17 protein-coding genes and 1 pseudogene are annotated in these 15,739 nt (G+C 63.4%); 15 read left to right on the top strand and 3 right to left on the bottom strand.

What is annotated here, in order from left to right:
* Window positions 1–144: 144 nt before the first annotated feature.
* The 5 genes from ACGI6K_RS04900 to ispD all read left to right on the top strand — a co-directional run bounded on the left by ACGI6K_RS04900 (window position 145) and on the right by ispD (window position 5,065).
* A complete protein-coding gene (locus ACGI6K_RS04900; RefSeq protein ID WP_376944009.1) occupies window positions 145–1,776 on the top strand; it encodes a CTP synthase in 1,632 nt (543 codons plus the stop codon).
* 1 nt (window position 1,777) lies between these two features.
* Window positions 1,778–2,623: a 3-deoxy-8-phosphooctulonate synthase gene (kdsA, locus tag ACGI6K_RS04905; protein WP_376944007.1), complete on the top strand. Its 846-nt coding sequence runs from the start codon at window positions 1,778–1,780 to the stop codon at window positions 2,621–2,623.
* A 40-nt stretch (window positions 2,624–2,663) separates the two neighbouring features.
* Window positions 2,664–3,953, top strand: a complete 1,290-nt coding sequence (eno, locus tag ACGI6K_RS04910; RefSeq protein ID WP_376944005.1) for a phosphopyruvate hydratase — start codon at window positions 2,664–2,666, stop codon at window positions 3,951–3,953.
* Window positions 3,954–4,070: 117 nt separating this feature from the next.
* Window positions 4,071–4,358 carry a cell division protein FtsB gene (gene ftsB, locus ACGI6K_RS04915; protein WP_012702393.1) on the top strand — a complete coding sequence of 96 codons (288 nt, stop codon included), beginning with the start codon at window positions 4,071–4,073 and terminating at the stop codon, window positions 4,356–4,358.
* Window positions 4,355–5,065 carry a 2-C-methyl-D-erythritol 4-phosphate cytidylyltransferase gene (ispD, locus tag ACGI6K_RS04920; RefSeq protein ID WP_376944002.1) on the top strand — a complete coding sequence of 237 codons (711 nt, stop codon included), beginning with the start codon at window positions 4,355–4,357 and terminating at the stop codon, window positions 5,063–5,065. Before ftsB ends, ispD begins: the two co-directional genes overlap by 4 nt.
* Window positions 5,066–5,269: 204 nt before the next feature.
* On the opposite strand, the gene ACGI6K_RS04925 is transcribed toward ispD, so the two are convergent.
* Entirely contained in the window at window positions 5,270–5,914 is a 645-nt protein-coding gene (locus tag ACGI6K_RS04925; protein WP_420492553.1) for an IS630 family transposase, read from the bottom strand.
* A complete protein-coding gene (locus ACGI6K_RS04930; RefSeq protein WP_420492554.1) occupies window positions 5,836–6,219 on the bottom strand; it encodes a winged helix-turn-helix domain-containing protein in 384 nt (127 codons plus the stop codon). The genes ACGI6K_RS04925 and ACGI6K_RS04930 overlap by 79 nt, the downstream gene beginning before the upstream one ends.
* Window positions 6,220–6,351: 132 nt before the next feature.
* Here ACGI6K_RS04930 and ACGI6K_RS04935 point away from each other — a divergent pair, with 132 nt between their 5' ends.
* From ACGI6K_RS04935 to ACGI6K_RS04980, 10 genes and pseudogenes are all read left to right on the top strand, one after another.
* Window positions 6,352–7,467 (top strand): S-(hydroxymethyl)glutathione dehydrogenase/class III alcohol dehydrogenase, encoded by a 1,116-nt coding sequence (locus ACGI6K_RS04935; protein WP_376943998.1) that lies wholly within the window; start codon window positions 6,352–6,354, stop codon window positions 7,465–7,467.
* 63 nt (window positions 7,468–7,530) lie between these two features.
* The gene (fghA, locus tag ACGI6K_RS04940; protein WP_376943996.1) at window positions 7,531–8,376 is read left to right on the top strand and encodes an S-formylglutathione hydrolase; all 846 of its coding nucleotides are present in this window, start codon (window positions 7,531–7,533) and stop codon (window positions 8,374–8,376) included.
* A gap of 69 nt (window positions 8,377–8,445) precedes the next feature.
* Window positions 8,446–8,919 carry a 2-C-methyl-D-erythritol 2,4-cyclodiphosphate synthase gene (gene ispF / locus ACGI6K_RS04945; RefSeq protein WP_376943994.1) on the top strand — a complete coding sequence of 158 codons (474 nt, stop codon included), beginning with the start codon at window positions 8,446–8,448 and terminating at the stop codon, window positions 8,917–8,919.
* Window positions 8,916–9,974: a tRNA pseudouridine(13) synthase TruD gene (gene truD, locus ACGI6K_RS04950; RefSeq protein ID WP_376943992.1), complete on the top strand. Its 1,059-nt coding sequence runs from the start codon at window positions 8,916–8,918 to the stop codon at window positions 9,972–9,974. The genes ispF and truD overlap by 4 nt, the downstream gene beginning before the upstream one ends.
* Entirely contained in the window at window positions 9,962–10,711 is a 750-nt protein-coding gene (gene surE / locus ACGI6K_RS04955) for a 5'/3'-nucleotidase SurE (RefSeq protein ID WP_376943990.1), read from the top strand. The genes truD and surE overlap by 13 nt, the downstream gene beginning before the upstream one ends.
* Window positions 10,711–11,391, top strand: coding sequence for a protein-L-isoaspartate(D-aspartate) O-methyltransferase (locus tag ACGI6K_RS04960; RefSeq protein WP_376943988.1), 681 nt, complete (start codon window positions 10,711–10,713; stop codon window positions 11,389–11,391). Before surE ends, ACGI6K_RS04960 begins: the two co-directional genes overlap by 1 nt.
* Window positions 11,392–11,601: 210 nt before the next feature.
* A complete protein-coding gene (locus ACGI6K_RS04965; protein WP_377969359.1) occupies window positions 11,602–11,739 on the top strand; it encodes a hypothetical protein in 138 nt (45 codons plus the stop codon).
* A 45-nt stretch (window positions 11,740–11,784) separates the two neighbouring features.
* Window positions 11,785–12,639 (top strand): peptidoglycan DD-metalloendopeptidase family protein, encoded by an 855-nt coding sequence (locus ACGI6K_RS04970; RefSeq protein ID WP_376943984.1) that lies wholly within the window; start codon window positions 11,785–11,787, stop codon window positions 12,637–12,639.
* 99 nt (window positions 12,640–12,738) lie between these two features.
* Window positions 12,739–13,743, top strand: a complete 1,005-nt coding sequence (gene rpoS / locus ACGI6K_RS04975) for an RNA polymerase sigma factor RpoS (RefSeq protein WP_376943982.1) — start codon at window positions 12,739–12,741, stop codon at window positions 13,741–13,743.
* A gap of 805 nt (window positions 13,744–14,548) precedes the next feature.
* A pseudogene (locus tag ACGI6K_RS04980) lies at window positions 14,549–15,121 on the top strand (methyl-accepting chemotaxis protein).
* A 181-nt stretch (window positions 15,122–15,302) separates the two neighbouring features.
* Here the strand turns inward: ACGI6K_RS04980 and fdxA are convergent.
* Window positions 15,303–15,626 (bottom strand): ferredoxin FdxA, encoded by a 324-nt coding sequence (fdxA, locus tag ACGI6K_RS04985; protein WP_376943980.1) that lies wholly within the window; start codon window positions 15,624–15,626, stop codon window positions 15,303–15,305.
* Window positions 15,627–15,739: the final 113 nt, after the last annotated feature.

The following is a 15,739-nucleotide window of genomic DNA, read 5'->3' on the forward strand; positions in this document are numbered from 1 at the left end:
GTAGACTACTCTCCCGTCTTATATCGTTACTGCGGGCTCCGGCCAGGGAACCCGCAATGCTTTGCTGTTGTCGCACTGTGCGCAATCGCTCTTCGCTTCCCCCGGCGGCGCCGGCCGCTTAAACGCAGACTTCTAGGGTTATTCATGACGCGCTACATCTTCGTCACGGGCGGTGTTGTTTCTTCATTGGGGAAAGGCATTGCATCGGCATCCTTGGCGGCCATCCTGGAGGCGCGGGGACTGAAGGTCACCCTGCTCAAACTGGATCCCTACATCAACGTCGATCCGGGCACCATGAGCCCCTTCCAGCATGGCGAAGTGTTCGTCACCCACGACGGGGCCGAGACCGATCTCGACCTGGGGCACTACGAGCGCTTCGTGCGCACCACCATGACCCGCAACAACAACTTCACCACCGGCCGCGTCTACGAGGACGTGCTGCGCCGCGAGCGCCGCGGCGACTACCTGGGCGCCACCATCCAGGTCATTCCGCACATCACCGACGAGATCAAGCGGCGCATCATCAAGGGTGCTGGCAACGCCGACGTGGCCATGGTGGAGATCGGCGGTACCGTCGGCGACATCGAATCCCAACCGTTCCTCGAGGCGATCCGCCAGTTGCGCCTGGAAGTCGGCGCCAAGCGCGCGATGCTGATCCACCTGACCCTGGTGCCCTACATCGCCACCGCCGGCGAGACCAAGACCAAGCCGACCCAGCACTCGGTGAAGGAGCTGCGCTCGATCGGCCTGCAGCCCGACGTGCTGATCTGCCGTTCCGACCATCCGATCGACATTTCCTCGCGGCGCAAGATCGCCCTCTTCACCAATGTGGAGGAGCGTGCGGTGATCGCCCTGGAGGACGTCGACACCATCTACAAGATTCCTTCGGTGCTGCATGCCCAGGGTCTCGACGATATCGTCGTCGAGCGCTTCGGCCTGGCGTGCGGGAGCGCCGACCTCTCCGAATGGGAGCGCGTGGTCGACGCCAAGCTGCATCCGGAGAAGGAAGTCACCATCGCCATGGTCGGCAAGTACATGGAGCTGTTGGATGCCTACAAGTCGCTAATCGAGGCCATGGGGCACGCTGGCATCCAGAACCGTACCCGCGTCAATCTGCGCTACATCGACTCGGAAGACATCGAGAACCAGGGCACCGAGCTGTTGGAGGGCGCCGATGCTATCCTGGTGCCGGGTGGCTTCGGCCTGCGCGGAGTGGAGGGCAAGATCGCCGCGGTCAAGTATGCCCGCGAGAACAAGGTTCCCTACCTGGGCATCTGTCTCGGCATGCAGGTGGCGGTGATCGAGTATGCCCGCGACGTGCTGGGCTGGGTGGACGCCAACTCCACCGAGTTCGACAAGTCCTGCGGCCATCCGGTGATCGGCTTGATCACCGAGTGGCAGGACGCCACCGGTGCCACCGAGGTACGCAGCGAGTCTTCCGACCTGGGCGGTACCATGCGCCTCGGGGCTCAGGAGTGCCAGTTGGAGGCGAACTCGCAGGTACGCCAGTGCTACGGCAAGGACGAGGTGGTCGAGCGCCACCGCCATCGCTACGAGGTTAATAACAACCTGCTGCCGCACCTGATCGAGGCCGGCCTCAAGGTCACCGGCCGTTCCGGCGACGGTGCCCTGGTGGAAGTGATCGAGGTGGCCGACCATCCCTGGTTCGTCGCCTGCCAGTTCCACCCGGAATTCACCTCCACCCCGCGCGACGGCCATCCGCTGTTCAGCGGTTTCGTCAATGCCGCGCTCGCGCAGAAAGCCCGGAAGGCCTGACATGACCCAGAAGACCATTCGAGTCGGTTCTATCGAGATCGCCAACGACAAGTCCATGGTGCTGTTCGGCGGGATGAATGTGCTGGAGTCCCGTGATCTGGCGCTGAAGGTCTGCGAGGCGTACGTGCGGGTCACCGAGAAACTTGGCATTCCCTACGTGTTCAAGGCCAGCTTCGACAAGGCCAACCGTTCCTCTATCGCCTCCTTCCGCGGCCCCGGCCTGGAAGACGGTATGCGGATCTTCGAGGAGGTGAAGAAGGCCTTTGGCGTGCCGGTGCTCACCGACGTGCACGAGCCCTGGCAGGCAGCGCCGGTGGCGGAGATCTGCGACATCCTGCAACTGCCGGCTTTCCTGTCCCGGCAGACCGACCTGGTGGTCGCCATGGCCAAGACCTCCGCGGTGATCAACATCAAGAAGGCCCAGTTCCTCGCTCCGCAGGAGATGCAGCACATCCTGCGTAAGTGCGAGGAGGCCGGCAATGACCGGTTGATCCTCTGCGAGCGCGGCACCTCCTTCGGCTACAACAACCTGGTGGTCGACATGCTCGGCTTCGGCATCATGAAGCAGTTCGAATACCCGGTGTTCTTCGACGTGACCCATGCCTTGCAGATGCCGGGCGGGCGTGCCGACTCCGCCGGCGGCCGCCGCGCCCAGGTCACCGACCTGGCCAAGGCCGGTATCAGCCAGGGGCTGGCCGGATTGTTCCTCGAGGCCCATCCGGACCCCGATAACGCCAAGTGCGACGGCCCCTGCGCCCTGCGCCTGGACAAGCTTGAGCCCTTCCTCGCCCAACTCGTGCAACTGGACTCGCTGGTCAAGAAATTCCCGCCAATCGAAACAGCTTGAACCCTGTCGCTTGCAGTTATCTATGGAGTGTTGAACAACAATGGCAAAGATCGTCGATATCAAGGGACGCGAAGTGCTCGACTCCCGTGGCAACCCCACCGTGGAAGCCGACGTGATTCTCGACAATGGCATCATCGGTAGCGCCTGCGCTCCGTCCGGCGCCTCCACCGGTTCCCGCGAGGCACTGGAGCTGCGTGACGGCGACAAGGCCCGCTATCTGGGCAAGGGTGTGTTGAAGGCCGTGGCCAACGTCAATGGCCCCATTCGCGACCTGCTGCTGGGCAAGGACCCGGCCGACCAGAAGGCGCTCGACCGGGCGATGATCGAACTGGACGGCACCGAGAACAAGGCCAGCCTGGGCGCCAACGCGATTCTCGCCGTATCCCTCGCCGCCGCTAAGGCGGCCGCCAAGGACAAGGGCGTGCCGCTCTACGCGCACATCGCCGACCTGAACGGCACGCCGGGCGTCTACTCCATGCCGGTGCCGATGATGAACATCATCAATGGCGGCGAACATGCCGACAACAACGTCGATATCCAGGAGTTCATGGTACAGCCGGTCGGTGCCAAGAGCTTCGCCGACGCGCTGCGCATGGGCGCCGAGATCTTCCACAACCTCAAGGCCGTGCTGAAAGCCCGTGGCCTCAACACCGCGGTGGGTGACGAAGGCGGCTTCGCGCCGAACCTGAGTTCCAACGAGGATGCCTTGGCCGCCATCGCCGAGGCGGTCGGCAAGGCCGGCTACAAGCTGGGCAGCGACGTGACCCTGGCCCTGGACTGCGCCTCCAGCGAGTTCTACAAGGACGGCAAATACGATCTGGCCGGCGAGGGCAAGGCCTTCGATGCCGCCGGTTTTGCCGACTACCTGGCCGGCCTGACCCAGCGCTACCCGATCATTTCCATCGAAGACGGCATGGACGAGTCCGACTGGGCCGGCTGGAAGGGGCTGACCGATAAGATCGGCACCAAGGTGCAACTGGTCGGCGACGACCTGTTCGTGACCAACACCAAGATCCTCAGGGAGGGTATCGAGAAGGGCATCGCCAACTCGATCCTGATCAAGTTCAACCAGATCGGTTCCCTGAGCGAGACCCTGGAGGCCATCCAAATGGCCAAGGCCGCCGGCTATACCGCGGTGATCTCGCACCGTTCCGGCGAAACCGAGGACAGCACCATCGCCGACCTGGCCGTGGGCACCGCTGCCGGCCAGATCAAGACCGGCTCGCTGTGCCGTTCCGACCGCGTGTCCAAGTACAACCAGCTCCTGCGTATCGAAGAGCAACTGGGCGCCAAGGCTCCGTACCGGGGGCGCGCCGAATTCCGCGGCTGAACCGCGGCATGCTGGAGGGGGGCGGCGCAAGCTGCCCCTTTTCGTGTCGGGCGAGCGAATCCATGAGCAGAGAGCGGAAGAGGCCTTCAGGCCCCGGTACCCGAGCGAAGTGTCGACATGTCATTTCTGCGTAGTCATTACTGGCTTTTCGTCGTGCTGGCCCTGCTGCTGGGGGGGCTGCAGTATCGCCTGTGGGTGGGCGATGGCAGCCTGGCGCAGGTGGCGGATCTGAAGCGGCAGATCGCCGAACAGCAGGGCGAGAACAAACTCCTGCACGAGCGCAACCGGATTCTCGAGGCCGAGGTGCGCGAATTGAAGAAGGGGATGGAAACCGTCGAGGAGCGCGCCCGCCATGAACTCGGCATGCTCAAGGAAGGCGAAACCTTGTACCTGCTGACCGAATGAACATTCCCGATTTGCCATTCTTCTGGGCCGTGATCCCGGCCGCCGGTATCGGCAGCCGCATGCGTGCCGATCGTCCCAAGCAATATCTGCCGCTCGGCGGCAGGACCATTCTCGAACATACCCTCGACTGCTTCCTCGGCCACCCGCAACTGAAAGGGCTGGCAGTCAGCGTGGCGCAGGACGATCCCTATTGGCCACGGCTGCCGTGTGCCGACGATGGGCGTATCTTGCGCGCCGCCGGTGGCCGCGAGCGCGCCGATTCGGTGTTCAACGCCTTGCAACTGCTCGCCGCTCGGGGCGCGGATGCCGCGGACTGGGTTCTAGTGCACGATGCCGCACGGCCGAATCTGGCCCGCGTCGATCTGGATCGGCTGCTGGCCGAACTGGCCGACGATCCGCTGGGCGGGCTGCTGGCGGTGCCGGCGCGGGACACCTTGAAGCGTGCCGATGCCGACGGCCGGGTGCGCGAGACCGTGGATCGCTCGACGATCTGGCAGGCCTATACGCCACAGATGTTCCGCTTGGGGGCTTTGCGCCAGGCTCTGGACGATGCGTTGCGGACAGGCGTGGCGATCACCGACGAGTCCTCCGCCATGGAATGGGCCGGGTACGCCCCTCGGCTGATCGAGGGACGGGCCGACAACCTGAAGATCACCCGCCCGGAGGACTTGCTCTGGCTGCAGCAGGCTTGGGTCCGAAAGCGCTAGCGTGGACTCCCGTGCGCTCCGAGCTGTCTCGGTATCTTCCATCAGGCACTGCGCGGGAGGGCCGAATATATTCGTTTAACGAATGACGATGAAGCAGGAATATTTAAAAAGTTTGTCATGCCAAGGTCGGTTGCCTGTCGTCCGCCGACCGGGCTGCGGCAAGGATGGAACCCTTGGTTGCCACCGCCTTCCGTTAGAGCCTTTTCACCCAGACCAGCCATAACCGTAATGACGGATGTAACGTTCGCATTCGGCGGCCGGAAAGCGCTCCAGCAAGGTGCCGATGGCCGACCACAGGGTACCAACCGTGCGGGTAGCGGCCTTGCGCAGCAGTGCCTTCAGCTTCGCGAACACCTGCCCGATCGGGTTGTAGTTTGGACTGTACGGCGGCAAATAGCGCAGCTCGGCACCTCGTGCCTGGATGTCCTCCCGCACACCGGCAACCCTGTGCGAGCCGAGGTTGTCCATCACCACCATGTTCCCGGCACCCAGGTTGGGCGCCAGCGCCTGCTCGATCCAGGCGCGAAATGCTCGCCCGTTGATCGGCCCATCGAGCACTAGCGGGGCGACCAGCCCGTCGCTGCGCAGCGCACAGACGAAGGTGGTCGTCTTCCAATAGCCATGGGGCACATGTCTCGGACAGCGCCGCCCACGTGGCGAACGTCCCCGGCTCGGGCTCATGTTCGTGCTCGCCCAGGTCTCGTCGAGAAACACCACGTGGCGCACGTCAAGTCGGGACTGCTCGGCGGCCCAGGCGTGTCGCGCCTGCGCTACGTCGGCACGTTGCTGCTCGGTGGCCTGGAATGACTTTTTTTGAGCGTCAGCCCCAACCGTCCCAGAGTCTTCCACATCGTGGTCAGGCTCACCCGCACGCCATGCTCGGCCTCGATCCACTGACACAACTGCGTCAGCGTCTGCTCGGGCGCGGCGGCCATGCGCTCGGTCAGTACCCCTTCGAGCCCCTGGAGTCGAGGGGGGACATGGTTGCATTGGACCCCGGCACTGACCTGGCCCAGTTGCTGTCGCGAGCGTGCCCGCGCTACATAGGAGTCGCTCACCGCAAAGCGACTGGCCACCTCGCGAATCGAGCCCTCGGCCGCCAGCACCCGATCACGCAGATCCTGCCCGTAGGCCTGCCCTCGACGCCATCCCATAAGCCACCTCCAGTACTTGCCGACTCCGCGCTTGTGTTCAGCTTGGCTGCTCGATCCCGGCTTGGCCACAACCACTAGTCAGGACAAAAATGCTCTAGACTTTGGATTTTTCAGCTCATCGAGAACGTATTCATGACCATCAAGTCCCGTGCCGCCGTGGCTTTCGGCCCGAACCAGCCGCTGCAAGTCGTCGAAGTGGACGTGGCGCCGCCGAAGAAGGGCGAGGTGCTGGTACGCATTGTCGCCACCGGTGTCTGCCATACCGATGCCTACACCCTGTCGGGGCAGGACTCCGAAGGTATCTTCCCCTGCATTCTGGGCCACGAAGGAGGCGGCATCGTCGAGGCGGTGGGCGAGGGCGTGACCTCCCTGCAGGTGGGCGATCATGTGATTCCGCTGTATACCGCCGAATGCCGCGAGTGCAAATTCTGCAAATCCGGTAAGACCAATCTGTGCCAGGCGGTGCGTGCCACCCAGGGCAAGGGCCTGATGCCGGACGGCACCACCCGCTTCAGCTACCAGGGCCAGCCGCTCTACCACTACATGGGCTGTTCGACCTTCTCCGAGTACACCGTGCTGCCGGAGATCTCCCTGGCGAAGATTCCCAAGGACGCGCCGCTGGAGAAGGTCTGCCTGCTCGGCTGCGGTGTGACCACCGGTATCGGTGCGGTGCTCAACACCGCCAAGGTCACCGAGGGCTCTAGCGTCGCGATCTTCGGCCTGGGCGGCATCGGTCTGGCGGCGATCATCGGTGCGAAGATGGCCAAGGCCTCGCGAATCATCACCATCGATATCAATCCGGCCAAGTTCGAGGTCGCCGGACAACTGGGCGCCACCGACTTCGTCAACCCGAAGGATCACGGCAGGCCGATCCAGGAGGTCATCATCGAGATGACCGATGGCGGCGTGGATTACAGCTTCGAGTGCGTCGGCAACGTGCAACTGATGCGCGCGGCCTTGGAGTGCTGCCACAAGGGTTGGGGCGAGTCGACCATCATCGGCGTGGCCGGGGCCGGCCAGGAGATCAGCACCCGGCCGTTCCAACTGGTCACCGGACGGGTCTGGCGCGGCAGCGCCTTCGGCGGCGTGCGCGGCCGTACCGAACTGCCGAGCTATGTGGAGAAGGCGCAGAAGGGCGAAATCCCGCTGGATATCTTCATCACCCACAATCTTCCCCTGGAGCGGATCAACGAGGCCTTCGACCTGATGCACGAGGGCAAGAGCATCCGTACCGTCATCCACTTCTGAGCGAGATCGCGTCCACGTTCCGGCGTGGACGTTCCATTTTGTGATATTGCCCAGGGCGCACCCATGACCCTTGAACTGCTCTCCAGCCAGAAAAGCTTCGGCGGCCGCCATGACCGCTACCGTCACCGCTCCGCTACCCTGCAGTGCGACATGGCGTTCGCCGTCTACCTGCCGCCGCAGGCGGAGCGGGGCAGCCGGTTGCCGGTGCTCTACTGGCTGTCGGGGCTGACCTGCACCGACGAGAACTTCATGCAGAAGGCCGGCGCGCACCGGCTCGCCGCGGAGCTGGGATTGGTGCTGGTCGCCCCGGACACCAGTCCGCGCGGCGCTGGAGTGCCGGGCGATCCGGACGGCGCCTGGGATTTCGGCCATGGCGCCGGCTTCTACCTGAATGCCACCCAGGAACCCTGGGCGCGGCACTACCGCATGCACGATTACGTAGTGCACGAATTGCCGGCTTTGATCGAAACCAGCTTCCCGGTGAGCGATCGGCGCGGCATCAGCGGCCACTCCATGGGCGGCCATGGCGCGCTGGTCTGCGCCCTGCGCAATCCGGGGCGCTACCGTTCGCTGTCGGCCTTCGCGCCGATCGCCAACCCGATCGACTGCCCCTGGGGGGAAAAGGCCTTCAGCCACTATCTGGGTGCGGACCGCGAAACCTGGAAAGGCTGGGACGCCTGCGAACTGCTCGCTGGGGCACGGGAACGTCTGCCGATCCTGGTGGATCAGGGCGACGCCGACGGCTTTCTCGCCGACCAGCTCAAGCCTGAAGCCCTGCGGGTCGCGGCCAGCGCCGTCGGACATCCGCTGACCCTGCGTCTGCAGCCCGGCTACGACCACAGCTATTACTTCATCGCCAGTTTCATCGACGACCACCTGCGTCATCATGCCGCCGGGCTGAATCCGTAGGCGCAGGTTGGCTCCCACCGGGGGCGAGTCCTGTAGAATCGCGGCCCGACTTTCCAGGGCGTTCCTATCATGCGTATCGGACACGGCTACGACGTGCACCGTTTCGCCGAGGGTGATTTCGTCACTCTCGGCGGGGTGCGGATTCCTCATTGTTTCGGGCTGCTCGCCCATTCCGACGGCGACGTGTTGCTGCACGCACTTTGCGATGCGCTGCTCGGCGCCGCGGCGCTGGGCGACATCGGCCGGCATTTCCCTGACACCGATCCTCGCTTCAAGGGTGTCGACAGTCGCGTGCTATTGCGCCATGTCGTGGCGCTGGTGCGGGAAAAGGGCTGGCGGGTCGGTAATGTCGACGCCACCATAGTCGCGCAGGCGCCGAAAATGGCTCCGCATATCGAACCCATGCGTCTGTCGATCGCCGAGGACCTGCAGGTCGGCGTGGAGCAGGTCAACGTCAAGGCTACCACCACCGAAAAGCTCGGCTTCACCGGCCGCGAGGAAGGGATCGCCGTGCATGCGGTGGCTCTGTTGCTGGCGCTATGACCGAGTCCGAACTGCTCGGTCCCAGGGCATATGGCGAAGCCTGCGGCCAGGCACTGCTCAAGGCCTGCGCCGAGGACTTCCAGGTCGACGAGGTGCTGGACATTCCCCTGAGCGGGCAGGGCGAGCATCTCTGGCTGTGGGTGGAAAAGCGCGGGCTGAATACCGAGGAAGCGGCTCGGCGCCTGGCCCGCGCCGCCGGGATGCCGCTGAGGGCGATCAGCTATGCCGGTCTGAAGGATCGCCAGGCGCTGACCCGCCAATGGTTCAGCTTGCACCTGCCGGGCAAGGCCGATCCTGACCTCGTGGCCGCGGAGGACGACAGCCTACGTATCCTCGAACGCGTCCGCCACTCGCGGAAATTGCAACGTGGCGCCCATGCAGCCAACGGTTTCAAGCTGCGGCTGACTCGTCTCGCCGCCGATCGTCCGGCGCTGGATGCACGTCTGGAACAACTCCGCCGCCAAGGAGTGCCCAACTATTTCGGCCTGCAGCGTTTCGGCGAGGACGGCGGCAATCTCGCCGAGGCCAAGGTTTTCGCTGCGCGGCGGGAACTGCCTGCGCAACGCAACCTGCGCTCGCGTCTGCTCTCGGCGGCGCGCAGCTACCTGTTCAACCGGGTGCTGGCCGAGCGGGTCGCGGTGGGCGACTGGAATCGCGCGCAGCCGGGAGACCTGCTGGCTTTCACCGATAGCCGCAGTTTCTTCCCGGCGGGCGTGGAGGAGTGCGCCGACCCGCGCCTGGCGCTGCTCGACCTGCATCCCACCGGCCCGCTCTGGGGGGCGGGCGACTCCCCGGCCGGCGCGGCGACCAAGGTGCTGGAGGATGTCGTCGGCCGGTGCGAGGCGCCGCTCGGCGATTGGCTGGGGGAAGCGGGCATGCTGCATGAGCGGCGCATACTGCGCCTCCCCATCGACCGGCTGGCGTGGCATTATTCCGCCATCGACATCTTACAACTGGAATTCGTCCTGCCGGCCGGCTGCTTCGCCACTGTCGTGGTCCGCGAGCTCGTCGATCTGTGGCCGGCAGGCTTAAGGGACACTTCATGCGTATTCTGATCGCCAACGACGACGGGGCTCTTGCTCCTGGCATAGCTGCACTTCACGATGCCCTGGCCGACATGGCCGAATGTGTCGTCGTCGCTCCCATCAAGGACATGAGCGGAGTTAGCGGTTCGCTGACCCTGGACCGGCCGTTGCACCCGCAGCTACTGTCGAACGGCTTCATCGCCCTCGACGGAACCCCTACCGATTGCGTCCACCTGGGACTCAACGGTCTGCTGGACCCGGTCCCGGACATGGTGGTGTCCGGCATCAACCTAGGGGCCAACCTGGGGGACGACGTACTCTATTCGGGGACCGTTGCAGCCGCCATCGAAGGGCGCTTCTGCAAGCGACCAGCCTTTGCCTTCTCGCTGCTTTCGCGCGAGCCGGACAACCTGCCGGCGGCCGCGCATATCGCCCGTACCCTGGTCGAGCACCACGAGCGGCTCGCACTGCCGCCGCGCACCGTGCTCAGCGTGAATATTCCCAACCTTCCCCTGGAGCGCATCCGCGGCATCCGCCTGTGCCGCCTCGGCCACCGCGCCCGGGCCAAGGCACCGGTCAAGATGGTCAATCCGCGCGGCAAGGAGGGCTACTGGATCTCGGTTGCCGGCGATGCCGAGGATGGCGGACCGGGAACCGATTTTCACGCCGTGATGCAGGGGTACGTCTCCATCACCCCGCTGCAACTCGATCGTACCTTCGACGAAGCCTTCGCCGGCCTCGACAGCTGGCTGGAGGACTTGCTCTGATGCGCCGCCGGCCCGACGACCTGTCGCACAGCGGTATAGGCATGACTTCGCAGCGTACCCGCGAGCGTCTGATCCAGCGTCTCTACGAAGAGGGCCTGTCCAGCAGTCCAGTGCTCGAGGTGATTCGTCGCACGCCACGCCATCTGTTCGTCGACGAGGCCCTGGCGCACCGGGCCTATGAGGACACGGCGTTGCCGATCGGTCACAACCAGACGATTTCCCAGCCCTACATGGTAGGACGCATGACCGAATTGTTGCTCGGCGGCGACCGCCTGGACAAGGTGCTCGAGATCGGTACCGGTTCGGGTTATCAAACAGCGGTATTGGTACAACTGGTGGAGCGAGTGTTTTCCGTCGAGCGGATTCAGGCGTTGCAGGCGCGAGCCAAGGAGCGGCTGCTCGAACTCAACCTGCGTAATGTTGTCTTTCGCTGGGGCGATGGTTGGGAGGGCTGGCCGGCGCTGGCTCCTTACAATGGCATCATGGTCACGGCCGCTGCTTCGGATATCCCTTCCGCACTCTTGAATCAACTGGCTCCCGGCGGGCGCCTGGTGATACCAGTGGGCAGCGGCGCCAAGCAGCAACTGTTTCTTATCGTGCGCGAGCCCGATGGCGGCTTCCGCCGTCATGCGCTGGAAACCGTGCGGTTCGTACCCCTGCTCCAAGGTTCTTTGTTCTGACCGTTCGGATGGGCTCCGTGAAATCTTCCTTGCTGCTTTTCCTGAAGGGTGTCGCCATGGGGGCGGCGAATGTCGCCCCCGGCGTTTCGGGGGGGCGGTCGCTTTCGTCGCCGGTATCTATGACGAACTGTTGCGCGAGCACGTCCACACCGGCCTGGCAATGTGCCTGCGACCTTGCTGCTGATTCTTCCGAGCGGCATTCCGGACAAAGTGTTCAGCCTGGCACGCCCGGTCACCTGGCTGCCGGAGCATCGGTCGATCCCGCTCCGGTCGTTCTTCTTCGGGTTGATCCTGGTATCGAGCAGGCCGGTCGGGCGTCGCCAGCCGGCAAGTAACTTGGCCGAATAATCGGGTTCGTCGAAATTCCAGAGTCATCGGAAAGGGGAGGCGCGGGTGAGTTTCAGAGTTTTTCAACTTCGCAGTAGTGGCTGTACCGTTCGGAGCGTGCTGGGGGGGATCGTCCTCGCCCTGCTGTTGGCCGGCTGCGCCAGTTCCTCCTGGAACAACGTGCAGGTGGCGGAGCGCCGGTCGGTTCCGCGCGTCACCAGCGGGCAACATGTGGTCAGGCGTGGCGAGTCGATCTCGTCCATCGCCATGCGCTATGGCTGGGAGTGGCGCGAACTGGCCGCCCACAATGGCATCGCTGCGCCCTACGTGATTCATCCGGGACAGAAGATCCAACTGGGGCCGGTGCGGCAAGCCGCTGCCTCTACGGCAGCCCGGCCGTCAGTCCCGGCGGCGCCCCCTGCTCCAACTGTCCCAGCCACCAGCCAGGCTGCCGTAGCGGTGACACCGGTCAAGCCGGACTCCGGAAAGGTTCAGCCGCCGCTTGCGACAAAGGCGCCTATTGCACAGCCGGCGCTGTCCGCCCGATCGCGGTCCGGCTGGGCCTGGCCGGCGGAAGGCCCTCTGGTGGGACGCTTTTCCTCAAACGGCAGTTTGAATAAAGGCATTGATATCGGCGGTCAATTGGGCCAGCCTGTCCTGGCTGCGTCTGATGGGTCAGTTGTGTACGCCGGAGGTGGTTTGCGGGGTTACGGCGAGCTGGTCATCATCAAGCATAGCGATGTTTACGTCAGCGCTTACGGCCATAACCGCAGGCTGCTGGTCCGGGAAGGACAACAGGTGAAGACGGGGCAGGTTATTGCCGAAATGGGGTCGACGGGTACTGATCGGGTGAAGCTTCATTTCGAGATCCGCCGCCAGGGAAAACCTGTGGATCCTCTGCAATATCTACCCTCCCGGTGAACCGTTGTAGCCCGTTCCAGTCAGAATAAGGGCTTGGGTGTCCAGCCATGGGAGGGTGGCACCGAAGCTTGTTGCTGAACATAGCAGGGGACGACAACGATGGCTCTCAATATAAAAGCAAAAGAAGCGCCGGAGTTTGATGTGGACGATGATGTGCTTCTGATGGACGCCGACATCGTGCTGGAGGATGTCCTGGACGATGAGCCGGACCTCCTCGTCGCGAAGTCCAGGCAGGCGAACCTGAAGCAGCACAAGTACATCGACTACACAAGGGCGTTGGATGCGACCCAGCTCTACCTCAATGAAATCGGCTTCTCGCCGCTGCTGACACCGGCGGAGGAAGTGCATTTCGCTCGGCTGGCGCAGCGGGGCGACCCGGCTGGCCGCAAGCGGATGATCGAAAGCAACCTGCGACTGGTGGTCAAGATCGCCCGCCGCTATGTCAATCGGGGCCTGTCGCTGCTCGACCTGATCGAGGAGGGGAATCTGGGCCTGATCCGGGCAGTGGAGAAGTTCGATCCGGAACGCGGCTTCCGTTTCTCGACCTACGCCACCTGGTGGATTCGCCAGACCATCGAGCGGGCCATCATGAACCAGACCCGCACCATTCGTCTGCCGATCCATGTGGTCAAGGAGCTCAATGTCTATCTACGGGCGGCGCGTGAACTGACCCAGAAGCTCGATCACGAGCCTTCGGCGGAAGAAATCGCCAACCTGCTGGAAAAACCGGTCGCCGAGGTCAAGCGCATGCTCGGACTCAACGAGCGGGTCACCTCGGTCGATGTCTCGCTGGGTCCGGATTCGGACAAGACCCTGCTCGACGTGCTGACCGATGATCGCCCCTCCGATCCTTGTGACCTGCTGCAGGACGATGATTTGTCGCAAAGTATCGACCAGTGGCTGTTCGACCTGACCGAGAAGCAGCGGGAAGTCGTGGTACGCCGTTTCGGTCTGCGCGGCCACGAGAGTTGCACGCTGGAGGAGGTGGGGCAGGAGATCGGCCTGACCCGCGAACGGGTTCGCCAGATCCAGGTCGAGGCGCTCAAGCGTCTGCGGGAGATCCTCGAGAAGAATGGCCTTTCCAGCGATGCGCTGTTCCAGTGAAAAAATGCATGTGCGGCTGGCCGGAAAAAATTCCGGCTCGGCTGGCGTGCAAGCCTCACAGAGCGAGCCGTCGCGTGTCTTCCGTGCACTTGCTGTGTGATTGATCGAGCGGCTTGCGGTTCCTGATCTGCTCGGGAATTAGAAGGGTGGAAGATATGCCTCCACCTTTTTCGTTTCCGGCGACAAGCATTTTGCTTATCGAAAGCCTGCTGGCGGTGGAAATATTCGCTGGTCGCTCGAACCACAGGCTCCGCTGTCCCCACTCTTCCTGCTGGCGTTTGGCTCCGGCATTGAACGGCCTCGATCGCTGTCGCCCGGCCTGGCTCCGCTATTCCATTCAAGAAGCGTTTTCTCCCGGGGAAGTGGGCCAGGGATGGATCTCGTCCAGGCGCTTCCCAAGCTGTTTCGAGGCAGCTTTGATGTCATAAAAGCATCAATACGGTTTTGAAGACTTGTGGGGAAACCCGCATTTTTCTTGTTTCTTCGAACAGTCCTTCTTGAAGAAATCAGGCCTTGCCGCGTATGGCGCGCTTATTGCCTGAAGCTCTCCTATGGCGCCCCTATCCGATTGCCGCCTCTCCTGGCGCTCCACTCCCTGCATGCCTAACTCAGGGAGCATGACGTGAAGTCCAATTGTCTTGTCACCCAGCATGAATACGAGTTGAAGGACGATCGGAACCTGCTTTCCAGGACTGACTTGAAAGGGCGCATCACTTATGCTGCCCCGGTTTCATCGAGGTCAGCGGTTACCGCTACCGTGCAGCAGAACGCAGCCAATGCGAGGTAGGCCAGTTCCCTGTCCCATATGGCCGCCGAAGAGGTTCAGGCCACCGGCTCGGCGATAAAGTCCGTGGTGCAGAGCATGGAGCGGATCAGCAGCAGTTCCGGGAAGATCGCCAAGATCATTCAGCTCATCGATAGCGTTGCCTTCCAGACCAACGTTCTCGCCTTCAACGCCTCGGTGGAGGCAGCCTGGGCTGGTGAGTAAGGTCGTGGTTTCGCGGTGGTCGCCAACGAAGTGCACAACTTCGCAACCCGGAGCGCGGCTGCGGCGCAGGACGTGCATGCCCTGATCGAAGTGTCGAGCCGCGAGAATCATGCCGGCGAACGGCATGTCGGAAAGGCCGAGGCAGCCATCCGGCAGGTGGTCGAGGCGGTACTCGAGGTCGACGGCATCATGAACGAGATCGCCGCCGCCTCGAAGGAGCAGACCCGTGGCATAGAGCTTGTCAACCAGGCGGTCACACAGATGGACGAGGTTACCCAGCGCAACGCCGAACTGGTCCGGCAATCGGCCAGGGATGCCGCGAACCTGGATACCCAGGTAGCCGAGCTGTCCAACGTGATTTCGGCATTGAGAGTCGGCGGGCGGGGGTAGAGTATGTGAGTCGCCAAGATCGCTTCGCTGCCCGTGCCGCCCGGCGGCGCAGCGAGCCCGACCGCAAGGGCGGCAAGGCCGCCGTGCTCCTCGATCCGGGAGCGCTCGGTCGAGTTCTGAGGTTCCTGCCGGCTAACAGAAAGGGCCCGCCGGTTGGCGGGTCCTCGCGTTTCATATCGGCTCAGCGCTCTAGGTGCTGCAGCTTGCCCTTTACACCGTCCCAGTCCTCGGCGTCCGGTAGCGGATCCTTCTTCTCGGTGATGTTCGGCCAGACTTCCGCCAGTTCGGCATTCAACTGGGTGAACTCCTGCATGTCTTCGGGTACTTCGTCTTCGGAGAAGATCGCCTGGGCGGGGCACTCGGGCTCGCAGAGCGCGCAGTCGATGCACTCGTCCGGATGAATGACCAGGAAGTTCGGCCCTTCATAGAAACAGTCTACCGGGCAGACTTCAACACAATCGGTGTACTTGCATTTGATGCAGTTGTCGGTGACGACGAAGGCCATTCCTGTGTTCTCCTCAGGCGCAGCTGCGGAGCCGAACCGGCTCCCTGCTTGTATGTGAAGGGCGCCGAACTTCGGGCTAAAGGTTTCAGCGCTCTCTGAAAGCGCGCGATTCT

Source organism: Azorhizophilus paspali, assembly GCF_043587585.2.
Taxonomy (GTDB): Bacteria; Pseudomonadota; Gammaproteobacteria; order Pseudomonadales; family Pseudomonadaceae; genus Azotobacter; species Azotobacter paspali.